This is a genomic window from Belnapia sp. F-4-1, from assembly GCF_000802185.1.
Classification (GTDB): domain Bacteria; phylum Pseudomonadota; class Alphaproteobacteria; order Acetobacterales; family Acetobacteraceae; genus Belnapia.
Genome location: NZ_KN676113.1, coordinates 4,576,077 through 4,592,031, shown reverse-complemented (window position 1 = coordinate 4,592,031; position 15,955 = coordinate 4,576,077). Strand labels below are relative to the sequence as shown.

At 71.1% G+C, this 15,955-nt stretch carries 18 protein-coding genes and 2 tRNA genes; 6 read left to right on the top strand and 14 right to left on the bottom strand.

Annotated features, from left to right (window positions below):
* Nucleotides 1–58 precede the first annotated feature (58 nt).
* Complete coding sequence (gene phnN, locus LH62_RS21700) at nucleotides 59–577, top strand: phosphonate metabolism protein/1,5-bisphosphokinase (PRPP-forming) PhnN (RefSeq protein ID WP_043364197.1); 519 nt, start codon at nucleotides 59–61, stop codon at nucleotides 575–577.
* Here phnN and LH62_RS21695 read toward each other — a convergent pair.
* From LH62_RS21695 to phnG, 8 genes are read right to left on the bottom strand one after another with little or no spacing between them, the layout of a single operon-like run.
* Nucleotides 567–1,262 (bottom strand): DUF1045 domain-containing protein, encoded by a 696-nt coding sequence (locus LH62_RS21695; RefSeq protein WP_236552604.1) that lies wholly within the window; start codon nucleotides 1,260–1,262, stop codon nucleotides 567–569. The genes phnN and LH62_RS21695 overlap by 11 nt on opposite strands.
* Nucleotides 1,259–2,398, bottom strand: coding sequence for an alpha-D-ribose 1-methylphosphonate 5-triphosphate diphosphatase (locus LH62_RS21690; RefSeq protein WP_043364195.1), 1,140 nt, complete (start codon nucleotides 2,396–2,398; stop codon nucleotides 1,259–1,261). The genes LH62_RS21695 and LH62_RS21690 overlap by 4 nt, the downstream gene beginning before the upstream one ends.
* The gene (gene phnL, locus LH62_RS21685) at nucleotides 2,398–3,096 is read right to left on the bottom strand and encodes a phosphonate C-P lyase system protein PhnL (RefSeq protein ID WP_043364192.1); all 699 of its coding nucleotides are present in this window, start codon (nucleotides 3,094–3,096) and stop codon (nucleotides 2,398–2,400) included. The genes LH62_RS21690 and phnL overlap by 1 nt, the downstream gene beginning before the upstream one ends.
* On the bottom strand, nucleotides 3,093–3,863 hold the full coding sequence (gene phnK / locus LH62_RS21680) for a phosphonate C-P lyase system protein PhnK (protein WP_052214789.1): 771 nt from the start codon (nucleotides 3,861–3,863) through the stop codon (nucleotides 3,093–3,095). Before phnK ends, phnL begins: the two co-directional genes overlap by 4 nt.
* Entirely contained in the window at nucleotides 3,860–4,708 is an 849-nt protein-coding gene (locus tag LH62_RS21675; protein WP_043364188.1) for an alpha-D-ribose 1-methylphosphonate 5-phosphate C-P-lyase PhnJ, read from the bottom strand. Before LH62_RS21675 ends, phnK begins: the two co-directional genes overlap by 4 nt.
* On the bottom strand, nucleotides 4,705–5,775 hold the full coding sequence (locus LH62_RS21670; RefSeq protein WP_043364186.1) for a carbon-phosphorus lyase complex subunit PhnI: 1,071 nt from the start codon (nucleotides 5,773–5,775) through the stop codon (nucleotides 4,705–4,707). Before LH62_RS21670 ends, LH62_RS21675 begins: the two co-directional genes overlap by 4 nt.
* The gene (gene phnH / locus LH62_RS21665) at nucleotides 5,775–6,353 is read right to left on the bottom strand and encodes a phosphonate C-P lyase system protein PhnH (RefSeq protein ID WP_043364184.1); all 579 of its coding nucleotides are present in this window, start codon (nucleotides 6,351–6,353) and stop codon (nucleotides 5,775–5,777) included. The genes LH62_RS21670 and phnH overlap by 1 nt, the downstream gene beginning before the upstream one ends.
* Complete coding sequence (gene phnG / locus LH62_RS21660) at nucleotides 6,350–6,808, bottom strand: phosphonate C-P lyase system protein PhnG (RefSeq protein ID WP_043364182.1); 459 nt, start codon at nucleotides 6,806–6,808, stop codon at nucleotides 6,350–6,352. Before phnG ends, phnH begins: the two co-directional genes overlap by 4 nt.
* 93 nt (nucleotides 6,809–6,901) lie before the next feature.
* On the opposite strand from phnG, the gene phnF reads away from it, so the two are divergent.
* Together phnF and LH62_RS21650 are read left to right on the top strand one after the other, a co-directional pair.
* A complete protein-coding gene (gene phnF, locus LH62_RS21655; protein WP_043364180.1) occupies nucleotides 6,902–7,636 on the top strand; it encodes a phosphonate metabolism transcriptional regulator PhnF in 735 nt (244 codons plus the stop codon).
* A 3-nt stretch (nucleotides 7,637–7,639) separates the two neighbouring features.
* Nucleotides 7,640–8,782 (top strand): alpha-D-ribose 1-methylphosphonate 5-triphosphate diphosphatase, encoded by a 1,143-nt coding sequence (locus tag LH62_RS21650; protein WP_043364176.1) that lies wholly within the window; start codon nucleotides 7,640–7,642, stop codon nucleotides 8,780–8,782.
* On the opposite strand, the gene LH62_RS21645 is transcribed toward LH62_RS21650, so the two are convergent.
* The 6 genes from LH62_RS21645 to LH62_RS21620 form a co-directional block, all read right to left on the bottom strand.
* Nucleotides 8,772–10,304, bottom strand: a complete 1,533-nt coding sequence (locus LH62_RS21645; protein WP_043364174.1) for an amidase — start codon at nucleotides 10,302–10,304, stop codon at nucleotides 8,772–8,774. The two genes, LH62_RS21650 and LH62_RS21645, sit on opposite strands and share 11 nt — an antisense overlap.
* A 255-nt stretch (nucleotides 10,305–10,559) precedes the next feature.
* Nucleotides 10,560–12,194: a hypothetical protein gene (locus LH62_RS31250; protein ID WP_052214788.1), complete on the bottom strand. Its 1,635-nt coding sequence runs from the start codon at nucleotides 12,192–12,194 to the stop codon at nucleotides 10,560–10,562.
* Entirely contained in the window at nucleotides 12,191–12,565 is a 375-nt protein-coding gene (locus LH62_RS21635; protein ID WP_043364172.1) for a DUF4345 domain-containing protein, read from the bottom strand. Before LH62_RS21635 ends, LH62_RS31250 begins: the two co-directional genes overlap by 4 nt.
* Nucleotides 12,562–12,771 (bottom strand): hypothetical protein, encoded by a 210-nt coding sequence (locus tag LH62_RS21630; protein ID WP_043364169.1) that lies wholly within the window; start codon nucleotides 12,769–12,771, stop codon nucleotides 12,562–12,564. Before LH62_RS21630 ends, LH62_RS21635 begins: the two co-directional genes overlap by 4 nt.
* A 48-nt stretch (nucleotides 12,772–12,819) precedes the next feature.
* Nucleotides 12,820–12,894 (bottom strand) — tRNA-Asn (locus tag LH62_RS21625).
* A gap of 65 nt (nucleotides 12,895–12,959) precedes the next feature.
* Nucleotides 12,960–13,033, bottom strand: a tRNA-Cys gene (locus LH62_RS21620).
* 172 nt (nucleotides 13,034–13,205) lie between these two features.
* Between LH62_RS21620 and LH62_RS21615 the strand changes: the two genes are divergently transcribed.
* From LH62_RS21615 to LH62_RS32135, 3 genes are all read left to right on the top strand, one after another.
* Nucleotides 13,206–13,862, top strand: a complete 657-nt coding sequence (locus LH62_RS21615) for a protein-L-isoaspartate O-methyltransferase (protein WP_043364167.1) — start codon at nucleotides 13,206–13,208, stop codon at nucleotides 13,860–13,862.
* A 75-nt stretch (nucleotides 13,863–13,937) separates the two neighbouring features.
* Nucleotides 13,938–15,374, top strand: a complete 1,437-nt coding sequence (locus LH62_RS21610; protein WP_052214787.1) for a TolC family outer membrane protein — start codon at nucleotides 13,938–13,940, stop codon at nucleotides 15,372–15,374.
* Complete coding sequence (locus tag LH62_RS32135) at nucleotides 15,374–15,940, top strand: DUF2497 domain-containing protein (RefSeq protein WP_052214785.1); 567 nt, start codon at nucleotides 15,374–15,376, stop codon at nucleotides 15,938–15,940. Before LH62_RS21610 ends, LH62_RS32135 begins: the two co-directional genes overlap by 1 nt.
* Nucleotides 15,941–15,955: the final 15 nt, after the last annotated feature.

Below are 15,955 nucleotides of genomic sequence, written 5' to 3'. Positions count from 1 at the left end.
ACATTGCCTGACGGCGTTCGGACAGGCAGAGAAGGCCCGTTCGATCTGGAAGGCAAGCATGCTGGTCGGTGTGGTCGGGCCCTCCGGGGCGGGGAAAGACACGCTGATGGAGGGCGCCCGCGCAGCCCTGGCCGGCGATCCCCGCTTCCACTTCATCCAGCGCAGCATCACCCGCCCTGCCGAGGCCGGCGGCGAGGCGCATCGCCCGCTGACCCGCGCCGATTTCGAGGCCGAGCGCGCCGCCGGCCGCTTCGCCCTCTGGTGGGAGGCGCATGGGCTACTCTACGGCATCCCGGCCGCCCTGCCACCCGGAGTGGCGGTCGCCAACCTCTCGCGCACCGTCCTCGCCGAAGCCGCGCGGCGCATGCCCCTGCTGGTGCTGGAGATCACCGCTCCGCCCGCGATACTGGCCGCCCGCCTCGCCGCCCGCGGCCGCGAGACGGAGGCCGACATCGCCGCCCGCCTTGCCCGCGAGGCCGCGCTGCCGCCCGGCCTCCATGTGGTCCGGGTGATGAATGAGGGTCCGGTGGAGCAAGGCGTCGCCCGGGTGGTGGCGGCCCTCCGCGCTATCCCCTGAGCGGCAGCCGCTCGGCGATCAGGAAGGGCGCACCGGCCTTCGCCTGGGTGAACAGGCTGATGGCGCCGACCCGCCGCGGCATCGCCGGCGCCTCGCCTAGAAAATCCGTCACCGCCGGCTGTACCACCGCCATCTCCCCGGCCGAGAGGCGCCGGCTGAGAGTGACGTGGAAGCGCCACTCCTCCATGACGTAAGGATAGCCATACCGCTCTAGCAGCACCTCCTGCCGCGCGCTCAGCCGGGCCCGCCGCCGCTTTGCCAACTCTGCCTCGTCGGGCGGCGCCCGGCAGGGATCCAGCGCCTCGACGCAAGCATCGGCGAAGGGCCGGAGGGCAGGGCAGTGCGCCGTCTCCCGCAGCGCCAGGAACCCCTCCAAATTCTCGACGGCGAGCGGCGGAAGGTCGAAGGGTGCCGTCCGCGCCGCAAGCGCCTCCGCCGCGGCGACCGCCTCCGCCCAGCTGACCCGCAGGTGGAAAGGCGGCTTCAGTGTCGCATGAAGGCCATATCCCCGCGCATCCCTGGTGATCTCCGCGACGTCGAGCCCCGGCAGCACCGGCTGCGGCAGCGGCGCCCCCGTCTCCGCATCCCGGCCGAGCCAGGCGGAGCCGAGGCGGTGGAGGGGGTCCTCCGGCTCCGGCGCCCAGTAGAGGGCCAGGCGCGCCTCCGGCATGGGCGCGCCGATCACGCCACGCGCTCCCCCTCGCGCCAGACGGCGCGGACCATCGGCAGCCCCTCCACCGCCCGTACCCGCACCAGATCGGCCCGCAGCCCCGCCACCAGCCGCCCCCGGTCCCTCAGCCGCGCCATGCGCGCGGGCCCGTCGGTGATGCTGGCGACAGCCCGGGGAAGGGAGATGCCGGTGGTCGCGGCCGCAATCCACGCCGCCTCCACCATCGCCGCCGGCACATAGTCGCTTGCCAACGCATCGACAGCGCCGGCGCGGATGAGGTCGGCCGCCGCGACATTGCCCGAATGGCTTCCGCCGCGGACGATGTTGGGCGCCCCGGCGATCACCGTGACACCGAGGCCGCGCGCCGCACCGGCCGCCTCCATCGTCACCGGGAACTCGCTGATGCGGATGCCGTCCTCCGCGTTGCGCGCCATCTCCTCCACGTCGTCATCGTCATGGCTGGCGAGCGGCAGGTCGCGATGGGCGATGCGGTCCAGCAGCCAGCGCCGCTGCGGCTCGCGCAATCGGGCACGGCGCTCCAGCAGCTCAGCGATGCGCGCATCCACCTCGGCATCGCTCATCTGCTTCTGCCGCTGCCGCATCGCACGGTAGCGGGGAATGTCTCGGTACTGGCCGACGCCCGGCGAGTGGTCCATCAGGCTGACCATGGCGACGAGCGGATGGTCGGCGACGCTCTCCACCGCCGGCACCATGTCGGTCGCCGGCAGCTCGCACCGGAGATGCAGCAGGTGCTCCGCCTTCAGCAGGCCGCTCGGCACCAGCGCGGCGAGGTCGGCGACACCCTCGTAGAAGGTCTGCACCCGCCCGGGGTCGAAGCCGAGATCACCGAGGCAGAGCGCGTCGAAGACGGTGGTGACGCCCGCCGCCGCGCATTGCGCGTCATGCGCCAACAGGGCGGAACGGCTCGGCCAGCGCGCATTGGCCCGCGGCTGCACCTGACGCTCGAGATTGTCGGTATGCAGGTCGACCACGCCGGGGATGACGTGGTCGCCCCCGCAATCCACCGCCCCCGCAAGGCTGCTGCGCCCCGGCTGCACTTCGGCGATCAGCCCGTCGCGCAGCACCAGCGTGCCGGGCATCACATCCTCCGGCAGGACGAGCAGGGCATGGGTGAGGATGGTCTCGGACATCAGGCGGCGACCGGCATGGGCAGGACCTCGAACAATCGGTCCGCGACCTGGTCGCGCACCTCGGTGTCATGGAAGATACCGATGATGGCGCTGCCCGCGGCCTTGGCGGCGCGGATTAGCCCGACCACCACCGCTCGGTTGCCGGCATCGAGGCTCGCCGTCGGCTCGTCGAGCAGCAGCACCGGGTAGCCCGGGGCGAAGCCCCGCGCCAGGTTCACCCGCTGCTGCTCGCCGCCCGAGAAGGTCGCCGGCGGCAGCCCGTGCAGCCGCGCCGGCAGGTTGAGCTGCGCCAGCAGTTCCGCCGCCCGCGGCCGCGCTGCCTCGCGCGCCACGCCCCGCGCCATCAACGGCTCGGCGACGATGTCGAGCGTCGGCACGCGCGGGATGACGCGGAGGAACTGGCTGACATAGCCAAGCGTCTCCCGCCGCACCTCGCGCACCAGCCGCGCATCGGCCGCTGCGAGGTCGACCTCCGCCCCATGATGGCGGATCAGGATGCGCCCCGCCGCCGCGCCGTAATTGCCGTAGAGCAGCCGCATCAGCGTGGACTTGCCGGCACCCGAAGGTCCTGCCAGTGCGACGCATTCCCCTGCCGCCACGCTCAGGTCCACGCCTTCCAGCACGGGGATGCGCACCCCGCCCTGGAGATGCAGCGTGAAGGACTTGCCGAGCCCCTCGGTGCGGATCGCCCAGCTCATGCCGCCAGCACCGAGGCAACGAGCAATTGGGTGTATTCATGCTGCGGGTCGTCGAGTACCCGGTCCGTCAGCCCCTGCTCCACGACTTGCCCCCGCCGCATGACGAGCAGCCGATGCGCCAGCAGCCGTGCCGCCGCGATGTCATGCGTCACGATCACCACCGCGAGGCCGAGATCGGCGACAAGCGCCCGGATCATGTCGAGCAGCTTCGCCTGCACCGAGACATCGAGTCCCCCGGTCGGCTCGTCCATGAAGACCAGCCGCGGCCGCGTCACCAGCGTGCGGGCGATCTGCAGCCGCTGCTGCATGCCGCCCGAGAAGAGCGCTGGCATGTCGTCAATCCGTGCCGGGTCGATCTCGACGCGCCGCAGCCACTCCGCCGCCTCGGCGCGGATGTTGCCGTAATGCCGCGCGCCCACCGCCATCAGCCGCTCGCCGATATTGCCGCCCGCCGAGACGCGCATGCGCAGCCCGTCGCGCGGGTTCTGATGGACGAAGCCCCAATCCGTCCGGTGCAGCCGGCGTAGCTCCGCCTCGCCCATCTCATGGACGACATGCAGCCCGCCTTCCGGGTCACGGTAGCGGACCTCGCCCGCCTCCGGCCGCATCATGCCGGAGAGCACGCGCAGCAGCGTCGTCTTGCCCGAGCCTGACTCGCCGACGATGGCGACGACCTCGCCGGGAAAGATCTCGAGCGCCACGCCATCCAGCGCCGGCACCGCCCCGAAGCGCAGCGCGAGGCCCGAGGCTTCGAGCAGCGCGCTCATTCCGCCGCCTCCCGCTGCGTCTGGCGCGTGGCGCAGTAGTCGGTATCCGAGCAGACGAACATCCGCCCGCCCTTGTCGTCCACGACGACCTCGTCGAGATAGCTCTCCCGGCTGCCGCAGAGCGCGCAGGGCGCATCCGCCCGCACCGGCTGGAAGGGATGGTCCTCGAAATCGAGGCTCGTCACCGAGGTGTAGGGCGGTACCGCATATATCCGCTTCTCCCGCCCCGCGCCGAAGAGCTGCAGGGCCGGCATCCGGTCCATCTTCGGGTTGTCGAAGGCGGGGATCGGCGAGGGAGACATCAGGTAGCGCCCGCCGACCAGCACCGGATAGTTGTAGCTGATCGCCACATGGCCATGCCGAGCGATGTCCTCGTAGAGCTTCACATGCATCAGCCCGTAATCGGCCAGCGCATGCATCCGCTTGGTCTCGGCGACGCGCGGCTCCAGCCGAAACAGCGGCTCCGGCATCGGCACCTGGTAGACCAGGATCTGCCCCTCGCGCAGCCGCGTCTCCGGGATGCGGTGCCGCGTCTGAATGATCGTCGCCTCGCCCGTCCGCTCGGTGGTCCCAACCCCCGTCACCTTGGCGAAGAAGTGCCGGATGGAGACGGCATTGGTTGTGTCGTCCGCCCCCTGGTCGATCACCTTCAGCCGGTCGCCGGCGCCGATGACGCTGGCGGTCACAGCGATGCCGCCCGTCCCCCAGCCATAGGGCAGCGGCATCTCCCGCGCGCCGAAGGGCACCTGATGCCCGGGCACCGCCACCGCCTTCAGCAAGGCGCGGCGGATCATCCGCTTGGTGTTCTCGTCGAGATAGCCGAAATTGTAGCCGAGCGCCGTCATTCGCCTCCGGCCTCCCGCCGCAGCAGCCGGATCTTCTCCAGCTCGCTCTGGAAATCGACGTAGTGCGGCAGCTTCAGATGCTCGACGAAGCCCGTCGCTTCCACATTGTCGCAGTGGTACAGCACGAATTCCTGATCCTGCGCCGGCGCCTCCACCGGCTCGCCAAGCTCCGCTGCCCGCAGCGCCCGATCCACCAGCGCCATCGCCATCGCCTTCCGCTCGCCCTGGCCGAAGACGAGGCCGTAACCGCGGGTGAACTGCGGCAACTCCGTCTTCGAGCCGGCGAACTGGTTCACCATCTGGCATTCGGTGACGGTAATCTCGCCGATCTCGATCGGGAAGCCGAGTTCCGGCGGCTCGAACTCCACCGTCACCGCTCCCATCCGGATCTCGCCGACGAAGGGATGCGCGTTGCCGTAGCCACGCTGCGTCGAATAGCCGAGCGAGAGCAGGAAGCCCTCATCGCCCCGCGCCAGCGCCTGCAGCCGCAGCGGCCGCTCGGCCGGGAAGTCGAGCGGCTCCCGCGTCAGGTCGCGCGGCTCCACCTCGGAGGGCGGCTCGGGCGCCATTAACCCTTCCTGCGCCAGCAACCCGGTCACCCGCGGCATCGCCGCCGCATCGGTGGCGGCCTCCGGCGCCGGCTCGGGCACGCTGCCTTCCGCGGCCAGGGCGAAATCCAGCAGCCGATGCGTATAGTCGAAGGTCGGCCCCAGCACCTGGCCGCCCGGCAACTCCTTGTAGGTCGCGCTGATCCGCCGCCGGATGCGCATCCCGCCGGTCTCCACCGGCCGGCTGGCACCGAAGCGGGGCAGGGTGGTCCGATAGGCGCGTAGCAGGAAAGCCGCCTCGATCAGGTCGCCCCGCGCCTGCTTGACGGCAAGCGCGGCGAGCCCCCGGTCATGGCAAGCTCCCTCCGCCATCACCCGGTCGACGGCGAGGCCGAGCTGCCCCTCGATCTGGGCGAGGCTCAACTCCGGCAGCGCCGGATCGCCACGCCGCTCCTCAGCCAGCCAGGCATGCGCCGCCTCGATCGCCCGCTCGCTACCCTTGACCGCCACATAGGCCATCAGCCGGCCTCCTCGATGCGCGTGGTGCGCGGCAGCGCCGCCAGCCTGTTCCCGGCGCACAGCACCAGGTCGATCCCGCGCGGAAACCGTGCTCCGTTCGCGGCCCAATCGGCGAGGAAGCCGCGCGGCAGCCCCTCCACCTGCAGCCGGTGCTCCCGCTCGATGCCGGGCCCGGTGAGCCGCCAGCCCCCGCCCAGCTCCAACCCCGCCACCTGCACGATCAGGGTTGCGGAGCGATGCGGCTCCTCCTCCGTCCCCGCCTCCAGCGCTGCCAGCGCGGGAAGCCCGCCCGTCGCCAACAGGAAGCCCGCCAACCCCGGCTCCGCCACCAGCGGACAGCCGGCATGGAAGCGCAGCCAATCCTCCGCCACCGGCCCGGCATCGGTCCAAACCGGCGTCTCCGCATCCGCCAATGTCAGCAGCACCGCCGCCGCCGCCGGGGCCAGGGGCGCCGGGGCTTCGGGCAGGGCCGCCAGGCGCTCCACCCGGCCCGGCCGCGCCATCGCCTCCAGCAGCGCCCGGAAACAGGCTTGCGCATCCGGCACCGGATCGGCGAAGCCGGGGGTCAGGCCGTTCATCGCATCGTCGCCATGGTGAAGAACTCCACCCGCGTCGCCGCCGCCTTCGCCGCCTCGCGGGCGGCATGCGCGGCCTGCGCCTCGGCCAGGGGCTCGATCACCGTCGCCAGCAGCACCGGCCGCCGTGCCGGGTCCTGCAAGGCGGCATCCAGCACCGCTGCCAGCTCCGCTTGGCGCGCGTCGCGGCCGGCGACATAGGCATGGCCCACCGCCCCATCCGCCAGCCGCACGCTGCACCGGGTCACGGTCATCTCGCCGAGATTGAAGGGCGCCCCATCGCCGCCCTGCCGGCCGCGGGTCATCACCAGCCCGGTCTCCGGGCCGCGCAGCCGGATGTGGCGGGGCAGGGCAGGGGCGTCAGCCAGCCGAGTTGCGATGGCATCCGCATCGGCACGGGCCAGCACGCCCATCCAGCGGCGTCGCGCCGCCTGGGCTTCGGTTGCGTCATCGGACATGGGGTTCATCATAAAGTCTAGACAAATAGACGTCCAGCCATCTAGGGTGCTTGTTACAATACACGCCAGGCAAGGCCCAAGGTTGAAACTTCCATGAACACCACAGCCACCCTCGCCCGCGGCCAGGGCGTCGCCCTCTGGCGCCAGATCGCTGGCACGATGGAACGCGAGATCGCCAGCGGCAGCCTCGCCCCCGGCGCCCGCCTGCCGACCGAGGCCGAGCTCTCCGCCCGCTTCGGCGTCAACCGCCACACCGTCCGGCGCGCCATGGAGGAACTGGAAGGCCGCGGCCTGGTCCGCATCGAGCAGGGCCGCGGCAGCTTCGTTGCCGAGGATGTGCTGGACTATCCCGTCGGCCGCCGCACCCGCTTCTCCGAAACGATCCAACGGCAGAACCGCGAGCCCAAGGGCCGCATGCTCCGCATCGAGGAGGTGCCCGCCGAGGCGCATATCGCCGAGCAGCTCCGCCTTCGCCGCGGGCGCCCTGTCATCGTCGCGGAGCGGCTGAGCCTGGTCGATGGCCGCCCCATCGCCATCGGCACCCATTGGTTCTCCGCCACCCGCTTCCCCGGCATCGCCGGCCTCCTGGCGGAGGAAGCCTCCATCACCAGGGTCCTCACGCGATTGGGCATCCCGGATTTCCGCCGCGAGGCGACCCGCATCACGGCCCGCATGCCGACGCCGGAGGAAGCCACCCTGCTTGAGCAATCCCGCACGCGCCCGGTGCTGGTGACGGAAGCCCTGAACCTCGACCCCGAGGGCCAGCCGGTGGAGGTCAGCTTCGGCTGCTATGCCTCGGGCCGCGTTCAGATCGTGGCGGAGAGCTGAGGGATGTCTGGCTGGCACCTCACCGGCGGCGAGGTGCTGCGCGGCGGCAACCTCGCCGCCGGTGACCTTGCCCTCGCCGGCGAGACGATCGCCGCAGCCCCGCCCGCCGGCGCCCGCCGCCTCGACGCAACCGGCTGGCTTGTGCTGCCCGGCCTCGTCGACATCCATGGCGATGCGCATGAGCGCGCGCTGCAACCCCGCCCCGGCATCGACTTCCCGCCCGCCCTCGCACTGCGCGACACCGCGGCGCAGCTCCTCGCCTGCGGCATCACCACCGCCTTCCTCGGCGTGACCCTGTCCTGGGAGCCCGGCCTTCGCTCACTCGGCATGTGGCGCGCGCTCATGGCAGCCTTGGACGAGGCCGGGCCGCTCCCCCTCGACCTCCGCATCCACTGCCGCTTCGAGGCCGACAACCTCGACGCCCTCGACGACGCCCTGGCCGGCATCGCCGCCGGCCGCATCCATTTGCTCGGCTTCAACGACCATACGCCGTCCATCCTGAAGAAGCTCGGCAATGCCAGGGAGCTGGCGAAGTATGCCGGCCGCGCCGGCCTTTCCCCCGACGAATTCCGCGAGTTGATCGGGCGCGTCGCCGCCCGCCGTGCGGAGGTGCCCGCCGCCCGCGCCCGCATCGCCGCCGCGGCCGCCGCCGCCGGCATCCCGATGCTGAGCCATGACGACGCGACGCAGGAGGACCGCGCCCACTACCGCGGCCTCGGCGCCCGCCTCTGCGAATTCCCGATGGCCGAGGCCGTCGCCGCCGATGCCCGCGCCCATGGCGAGGCGGTGGTGATGGGCGCCCCCAACGTCGTCCGCGGCGGCAGCCATCTCGGCTGGGCCAGCGCCGCCCCGCTCGCCGAGCGCGGCCTCGTCACCATCCTCGCCAGCGACTATCACTGGCCCGCGCTGCTCGAAGCCCCCTTCGCCATAGCCCGCCGCGGCAGGCTGAGTCTCGCCGAGGCCTGGTCCCTCGTATCCGCCAACCCGGCCGCCGCGGCTGGCCTGGCGGATCGGGGCGCGCTGCATCCGGGCATGCGCGGCGACGTCGTCCTCGTCGATCCGGCAGGGCCGCGTGTGCTGGCCTGCTTCGTCGCCGGCGAGGCGGCATTCCTCGCCGGCGACGCCGTCGCCCGCCTCAGGCCGTGAGGCTCCTCCAGTCGACGCCGCTCTCGAAGGTGGCAGCAGCGCGGTAGATGGTCGCCTCGTCATACATCTTGCCGACCAGCATCAGCCCGATCGGCAACCCGTCCGCCAGCCCACAGGGCAGCGACATCGCCGGGTGATGCGTGCAGTCGAAGGGTGCCGTGTTGGGCAGCACTTCGAAGGCGCGCTGTATGATCTCGCTGGTCGGCGCATCGGCCGCCGGCAGCGGCGTCGCCGCCATCGGCAGCGTCGGCATCGCCAGCAGGTCGTACTGCGCCAGCACCGAGTCATAGGCTGCCCGCAGCCGCCGCACCAGGTTCTGCGCCTTGGCGTAGTAATGCCCGCGATGCCGCGTCACCATGTAGTGCCCGAGCAGCATGGTGTTCTTCAGCGTCTCCGACAGCTCATCGGCCCGCCCGCGCCAGTTGCTGTGCGCATCGAGCAGCGAGCTGACATAGAGTCCCTGCCAGTTGAAGCCGAAGCCGTTGCCATGCATCATCTGCACGGTCGCCCCCTCGGCCGCCACCGGCAGCCAGATCGCAGCTCCCAGCCGGTGCATCGGCAGCGAAACCTTCTCGACCGTCGCGCCGAGCCCGCGCAGCCGCTCCGCCGCCTCCCTCACCAGCGCGTCGTTCTTTTCCTGCGATTGCGGATGGCCGAAGCCTTCCTCGATCAGCGCGATCCTCATTCCCGCGACGCCGCCCCGCATCAGGTCGCGATAGGCCGGCACCGGCGCCGTGCTGTATTGCCGCGGATCGAGCCCATCCGGCCCTGCCAGCGCCTCCAGCAGCAGCGCATTGTCCTCGACCGTCGCCGTCATCGGCCCGGTATGGTCGATCGTCAGCTCGATCGGCATGATGCCGGTGTAGGGCACCAGCCCATGCGTCGGCTTCATGCCGTAGATGCCGCAGAAGGAGGCCGGCATGCGGATCGACCCGCCCTGGTCGCCGCCGAGCGCCATCGGCACCTCGCCCGCCGCGACGACGGCCGCGCTGCCGGAGGAGGAGCCACCCGCGGAATATCCCATGCGATGCGGGTTGTGCACCGGCGCCGGCGCGCTGGTATGGCTGCCGCCGGAGAAGCAGAAATACTCGCAGACCGTCTTGCCCACGATGCTTCCGCCCGCCTCGAGGATGCGCGTGACGACCGTCGCGTCCACATCCGGCACATAGCCCTCAAGCGTCGAGGCGCCGTTCATCATCGGCACGCCGGCAAGGCAGATATTGTCCTTCAGCGCGATGGTCTTACCCTTGAGCTTGCCCGAGGACGCGCCCTGCACGGTGCTCTTCACATACCAGGCACCATGGGGATTCTCCTCGGCGCCCGGACGGCGGCCCGGCGTCCGCGGGAAGGTGACCTCCGGAATCTCGTCCGGCATCTGGTCGACGAGGTTGTATGCGGCGAAGCTGCCCGTCAGCGCCGCGCGATGCTGCGCAAGATCGTCATCCGAGAGGTTCAGGCCCAGTTCGCCCGCGACCTTGCGCCACTCCTCGATGCCCGGCAGCTTCAGTGTTCCCAGCGGCATGGCCATCCTCCTTCGGTTTGGGGTCAGGCGCTCGTGCCCACGAATTCCTGCACCGGGGCAGGATCGCCGAGCGCAGTCGGCTCGCTGCATCGAGCGCATCCCAGGTGAGCGCATCCGGCGTCGAGGCGATCTCGTGTCGAGCAGGCATGGCGCGAACCTCGTGCTGCCCACGCCCTGCGGCGTCAGGCGGACGGTATCAGCCGGTGCGTCTCATCTCCTGCAAGGATGATGGCCAAGCACGGCGCCCCGCGCAAGCTACTCCGGCCCGCTCCAGATGAAGCGCTGCAGATCGAGGGCGCAGAGTCCCGTCACCTGCCAATGCGCCGCATAGGCCCGCACCTGCTCGATGTAGCGCGGGTCCTCCGGGATCGCCTCCGGCCAGAAAGGCGGGTTGAAGGTGGAGATGCCGTTGATGGTCGGCACATGCCGCACGGCCGCCACCAGCATCGCTTCGGTGTTGTGGTTGTAGGGGTTCGCGACTTCCTCGCCGAAGCGGCTCTCCTGCCGTGCCGCCGAGACGTAGAAGGCGCGGCACCCGGCCGGCGCCGGCGGCACCGCCGCCAGCCGCCCCGCCTCCAGCGGCCGGTCGAGGAAGAGCGGCGCATAGCCATTTGCTTCCTCCGCCACCAGCAGGGCGCAGAGCAGGCCGGCCGCCAGCCGCGGCAGCCGCCACGCCTCGGCCGAAAGCATCGCCATCGCCAGCAGCACGACCGGCAGGGTGAGGAAAAGCTGGTAGCGCGCCACCACGCGCGCCGCCTTCGCCCCGGGCACGACGCGGTAGACCAGGGACCAGCCGGTAACGCCGCCGACCTGCAGGGTGAGCGCCCAGGTCACCAGCACCGCGATGGCCAGCGCCCGCAGCAGCGCGACGCGTCCCGGCGGCGCCTCGCCCCCGCCGCGCCAGAGCCAGAGCAGCGAGGCGGCGAAGGTCATGAGCAGCAGCGGCGGCATCCCCGTCATCAGTTCCGACCAGAAGGGGAAGCCGGGCCGGAAGGTACCGTTCATCGCCCGCACCAGCCAGCCCCAAAGGTAATTCGCCTCGCCGACATGGATGATGTCGAGCGGGGAGGGGACGTGCCTCAGCACGTCCGCCCATGGGTGCATCCCCGTCTCCGCCGCCTTCGGCAGGTAGAGCGACAGGAAGGGGATCTCGACAGCCACGGCCACTATGCCGATCGCCGCCAGCGTCCACGCCTGCGCCCGCATCGCGGAAAGCAGCCGCCGCCGCGCCGGCCGCCCCGCGACGACCAGCCAGGCCGGCAGCATCACCCCGCCGCACCAGGCGAAATACCAGGCCATGTAGAAGCCCGTCATCAGGCAGGCAGCGACGCCAAGCGTGAAGCCTGCCCCCCAGCCCAGCAGCGCCCCCCGCCGCCCCTCCAGCAACGCCACCACCGCCCCGTGCAGCAGCAGTGCCAGAACCGGCACCAGCCCGACGCTGAAGATCTGCGCATGGCTGCCGCGGATATAGAGGTTGTTGCTGATGGTGAAGATCGCCGCGCCCAGCAGCGCCCAGCCCCAGCGCAGTCCGATCGCCCGCCGACCCAGCGCATAGGTGCCGAGGAAGCCGACCAGCCGCATCGTCATGTTGACCAGCTCGCCGCCGAGGAAGAGGTCGGCTCCCATCGCGCGGAATGCGGCCTGCAGCAGGCCGAAAACGAGATAGCCGTCATTGTAGCCGAGCGTTCCCGGCACCGGGAAGAAGTAGTCCGTCCTGTCCCAGGCCGAGCGGCCGGCCAGCACGTTCACCCAGTGCTCAAGGATCGACAGCTCGATCACCGCATCATGCCGGTCGCCCAGCAGCAGCGTGAAGCCATCGCCAATCTGGTGGCGGAAGAAGAACCCGACCGCAAGCAGCGCCGCGAGCCCAACGGCGAGTGCCCGCCTCATCGCCCCAGCCTGGCCTGCCAGAGACAGAGCAGCGGCGTCACCACCAGTTCCATGCCGAGCGCCGCCAGCATCGGCGCCCCCGGCACGCCCCGCACCACCAGCCCGTAGAGCCGGCCGAGTCCACCCAGCACGACGATCGCCGTCAGCAGCCGGAACCGCTCCCGATGCCGCACCGGGTCGCCGAGCGTGCTCCAGAAGCCCAGCCCGATGCCGAGCAGCAGGCCGGAGAGGTAGCGCGCATGGCTATCCTCATCCGTGCCGGACTCGGCCCCAAGCATCGCCGGCCCCGCCAGTATGCCGCCGAGCCCGGCCAGCACGGGCACCAGCCCGCCTACCGCCACGGCAAGCCGAAACCATGCCGTTCCGGTCAAAGATAGCGTCCGCGTTCCAGGATCTCGAGCGTGTAGTCCTTGTAGCTCATTCCCAGTTCCTCGGCCCGGGCGAGCCGGCGGAGCGCGATCTCCCGCGGCGGCGTCTTCCAGGCGCGCTTGTGCGCCCGCCGCCAGACATAGCCGCGCCAGCTTTCCTCCGGATCGAGCGGTGGGCCGCCGTTATGGCCGATGCGAGGAGTATCCATGCGCCACCGATAAGGCGGGCAGGTAGGCTCGGCAAGACAGGGGAAGGATGGCTCCGGCGGTTGGATTCGAACCAACGACCAACGGATTAACAGTCCGCTGCGCTACCGCTGCGCCACGCCGGATCAGCCAGTGGGCGGCGCCTATAGCAGGGCACCGCCGATGATGAAAGCCCCCACGAGAGCCACGTTGGAGGTCCGGGGCGGAATTGAACCGCCGTAGCAGGTTTTGCAGACCTGTGCCTGACCACTCGGCCACCGGACCGCCGAGGCTACCCCCGTGCGTCGTGCCTCTTTGGCGCCACAGCGCCGGCAGGTCAAGCGTGCGCCGCAACACGGCCGCTTGGCGGCAGGGGGAGGCGCCCCCTATAACCCCCTCGAACGGAAGGGCCGCCCCCGGTCGGGGGAGCCTTGCCGGCGGCTGGAGATTGCGCTTCATGGACTACGCGGATGCGCGCAAGCGCATGGTGGACGGACAGCTTCGCCCCAACAAGGTGACCGATCCCCGCCTGCTGGAGGCGATGCGCGACCTGCCGCGCGAGCGCTTCCTCCCTCCTTCCGCCACCGCGCGGGCCTATACCGACGAGGACATCCCGCTCCCTGGTGGCCGGGCGATGATCGAGCCGATGGTGCTCGCCCGCCTGATCCAGCTCGCCGCGGTGCGTCCTGGCGACCGCGCCCTGATCGCCGGCGCCGGCACCGGCTATGGCGCCGCCGTGCTGGCCCGCATGGGCGCCCGCGTCACCGCCCTCGAAACCGACGCGCCGCTGCTCGAGATCGCCCGTGCCGCCCTGCCGGCCTGCCTGCCCGCCGGCGCGGTGCGGCTGGAGGCGGCCGACCCGGCCCAGGGCTTCGCCACTGGCGCGCCCTATGACATCGCCATGATCGAAGGGGAGGTCCCCGAGGTTCCGCCTGCCTTCATCGAGCAGTTGGCCGAGGGTGGCCGCCTGGTCGCGGTCATCGGCATCGGCCGGCGGCAGGGCAAGGCCGTCCTCGGGCAGAAGCTCGGCGGCAGCTTCACCACGGTCACCGCCTTCGATTGCGCGACGGCCCCCTTGCCGGCTTTCGCCCGCCGCCCCGGCTTCGTCTTCTGAAGCTCGGCATCCTCGCAACGAAGGCGCGGGTGCTGTAGGACGTTCTTAATATTGCTCCGCAAGGATCAAGTTACGATGAACTGGACCCGTCCCTTCCCGGTGCTGACCGCCGCGCTGCTCGCCCCGGCCGCCCTTGTCGCGCTGGCACCGCAGGCCGGGGCGCAAACCCTGGCGGATGCCCTGGCCCAGGCCTATGCCAACAATCCGGCGCTGCTCGCTGCCCGTGCCCAGCTTCGCGCGGTCGATGAGAACGTGCCCCAGGCCCTGGCCGGATGGCGGCCGACCGTCTCCATCGCCAACAGCTTCGGCTATTCCGACGGCCGTGTCCGCAGCCTGACCGCAGCGCAGGACCCAAACACCGGTGGCTTGCGCCAGGTTGGCGTCAGCACCCATAACGACCGGACGATCGCCACCAACACGATCACCGTCACCCAGCCGATCTTTCGCGGCGGCCGTACCGTTGCCTCCACCCGGCGGGCCGAGAGCCAGGTCCTTGCCCAGCGCGCCCGCTTGCTGGCGACCGAGCAGCAGGTGATGCAGGACACGGTGACGGCCTATGTCGGCGTCATCCGCGACCAGGAGCTGCTGCGCCTCAACATCAACAACGAGCAGGTGCTGACCGAGCAGCTGCGCGCCACCAACGAGCGCTTCCGCGTGGGCGAGATCACCCGCACCGACGTTGCCCAGGCCGAATCGCGCTTGGCCGGCGCCCGCTCCCAGCGCGCCCAGGCCGAGGGCAACCTGCAGATCTCCCGTGCCACCTTCCAGCGCCTGGTCGGCCTTCCGCCCGGCGCGCTGGTAGCGCCCCAGCCGCTTCGCGTGCCGCTCCGCACCAGCCAGGAAGTGGCCCAGGCCGCGGCCGCCAACAATCCGAACGTTGTTGCCGCCCTGTTCGACGAGGCCGGTGCACGGGACAACATCAACATCCAGACCTCCGCCTTGACGCCGCAGCTGAGCGTCAGCACCCAGGCCGGGCGGAACGACAACAACCTCACCAACCACACCCGCCAGACCTTCGCCCAGGTCACCGCGAACCTCACCGTGCCGCTTTACCAGGGCGGCGCGGAATACTCCGCCATCCGCCAGGCTCGGCAGACCGCCCAGCAGGCCCGCCAGACGGTCGACGACCAGCGTCGCACCGTCGTCCAGCAGGCGACCCAGGCCTGGGAGCAGCTGCAGAGCTCGCGGGCCCAGGTCGAGAGCGTCCGCGCTCAGATCCGCGCTGCCGAGATCGCCCTCGACGGCGTCCAGCGCGAGGCGATCGTCGGCAGCCGCACCACCCTCGACGTGCTGAATGCCGAGCAGGAATTGCTGAACGCCCGCACCAGCCTGGTCCAGGCCCTCTCCACCGTTGTCCAGCAATCCTATGCGCTGGCGGCGACCATCGGGCGGCTGACCGCGAGCGATCTTGGCCTCGCCGTCGATCCCTATGACATGCGCGCCTATTACAACGAGGTGCGCAATCGCTGGATCGGCTTCGGCGACTATTCGGGCGTGGCGGAGCGTCGCTGATGGCCGAGGCGCGGCCGGCCCCGCCGGGGAATGCTCCTGCCGATCCGAGCATGGAGGACATCCTCGCCTCCATCCGCCGCATCCTCAACGAGGACGAACCCGGCAAGGCCCCGGCAGCGCCGGAGCCGGGGGAGCCCCTGGCACTAACCGAGGAGATGCTGGTGCAGGAGCCGACTGCCGCGCCGCCGGTACCGCCCCCTGCCTCCACCCCCCCGGCCGAGCCACTCCCCGCCGCCCTTGTACCCGAGCCGGAACCAGCCGCGCGCGCCATACCCGCCGGCTTGGCCCTTTCCGAGCTGGAGCCTCCGCCCGAGCTTCCGGCAGCCGAGGCGCTGATCGCCCCGGCCGTCGCCGCCGCCGCCACCGCCGCGATCGGCAGCCTGATCCGCGCCGTCTCCCAGGACCGCGGCGCCACCGTCACCCGCGGCGGCCCGAGCATCGAGGATGTGGTGCGCGAGGAACTGCGTCCCTTGCTGAAGGACTGGCTCGACCAGCACCTCCCCGCCCTGGTCGAGCGCCTGGTCCGCGCCGAGATCGAGCGCGTCGTCGGCCGCGCCCTGGGCTGAGCCGCGACGCCCCTT

What these genes read in the sequence shown, in the direction of transcription:
- phnN (WP_043364197.1), top strand. Translation starts at nt 59, where the DNA reads ATGCTGGTCGGTGTGGTCGGGCCCTCCGGGGCGGGGAAAGACACGCTG.
- LH62_RS21690 (WP_043364195.1), bottom strand. Translation starts at nt 2,398, where the DNA reads ATGTCCGAGACCATCCTCACCCATGCCCTGCTCGTCCTGCCGGAGGAT.
- phnL (WP_043364192.1), bottom strand. Translation starts at nt 3,096, where the DNA reads ATGAGCTGGGCGATCCGCACCGAGGGGCTCGGCAAGTCCTTCACGCTG.
- phnK (WP_052214789.1), bottom strand. Translation starts at nt 3,863, where the DNA reads ATGAGCGCGCTGCTCGAAGCCTCGGGCCTCGCGCTGCGCTTCGGGGCG.
- LH62_RS21675 (WP_043364188.1), bottom strand. Translation starts at nt 4,708, where the DNA reads ATGACGGCGCTCGGCTACAATTTCGGCTATCTCGACGAGAACACCAAG.
- LH62_RS21670 (WP_043364186.1), bottom strand. Translation starts at nt 5,775, where the DNA reads ATGGCCTATGTGGCGGTCAAGGGTAGCGAGCGGGCGATCGAGGCGGCG.
- phnH (WP_043364184.1), bottom strand. Translation starts at nt 6,353, where the DNA reads ATGAACGGCCTGACCCCCGGCTTCGCCGATCCGGTGCCGGATGCGCAA.
- phnG (WP_043364182.1), bottom strand. Translation starts at nt 6,808, where the DNA reads ATGTCCGATGACGCAACCGAAGCCCAGGCGGCGCGACGCCGCTGGATG.
- phnF (WP_043364180.1), top strand. Translation starts at nt 6,902, where the DNA reads ATGAACACCACAGCCACCCTCGCCCGCGGCCAGGGCGTCGCCCTCTGG.
- LH62_RS21650 (WP_043364176.1), top strand. Translation starts at nt 7,640, where the DNA reads ATGTCTGGCTGGCACCTCACCGGCGGCGAGGTGCTGCGCGGCGGCAAC.
- LH62_RS21645 (WP_043364174.1), bottom strand. Translation starts at nt 10,304, where the DNA reads ATGCCGCTGGGAACACTGAAGCTGCCGGGCATCGAGGAGTGGCGCAAG.
- LH62_RS31250 (WP_052214788.1), bottom strand. Translation starts at nt 12,194, where the DNA reads ATGAGGCGGGCACTCGCCGTTGGGCTCGCGGCGCTGCTTGCGGTCGGG.
- LH62_RS21630 (WP_043364169.1), bottom strand. Translation starts at nt 12,771, where the DNA reads ATGGATACTCCTCGCATCGGCCATAACGGCGGCCCACCGCTCGATCCG.
- LH62_RS21615 (WP_043364167.1), top strand. Translation starts at nt 13,206, where the DNA reads ATGGACTACGCGGATGCGCGCAAGCGCATGGTGGACGGACAGCTTCGC.
- LH62_RS21610 (WP_052214787.1), top strand. Translation starts at nt 13,938, where the DNA reads ATGAACTGGACCCGTCCCTTCCCGGTGCTGACCGCCGCGCTGCTCGCC.
- LH62_RS32135 (WP_052214785.1), top strand. Translation starts at nt 15,374, where the DNA reads ATGGCCGAGGCGCGGCCGGCCCCGCCGGGGAATGCTCCTGCCGATCCG.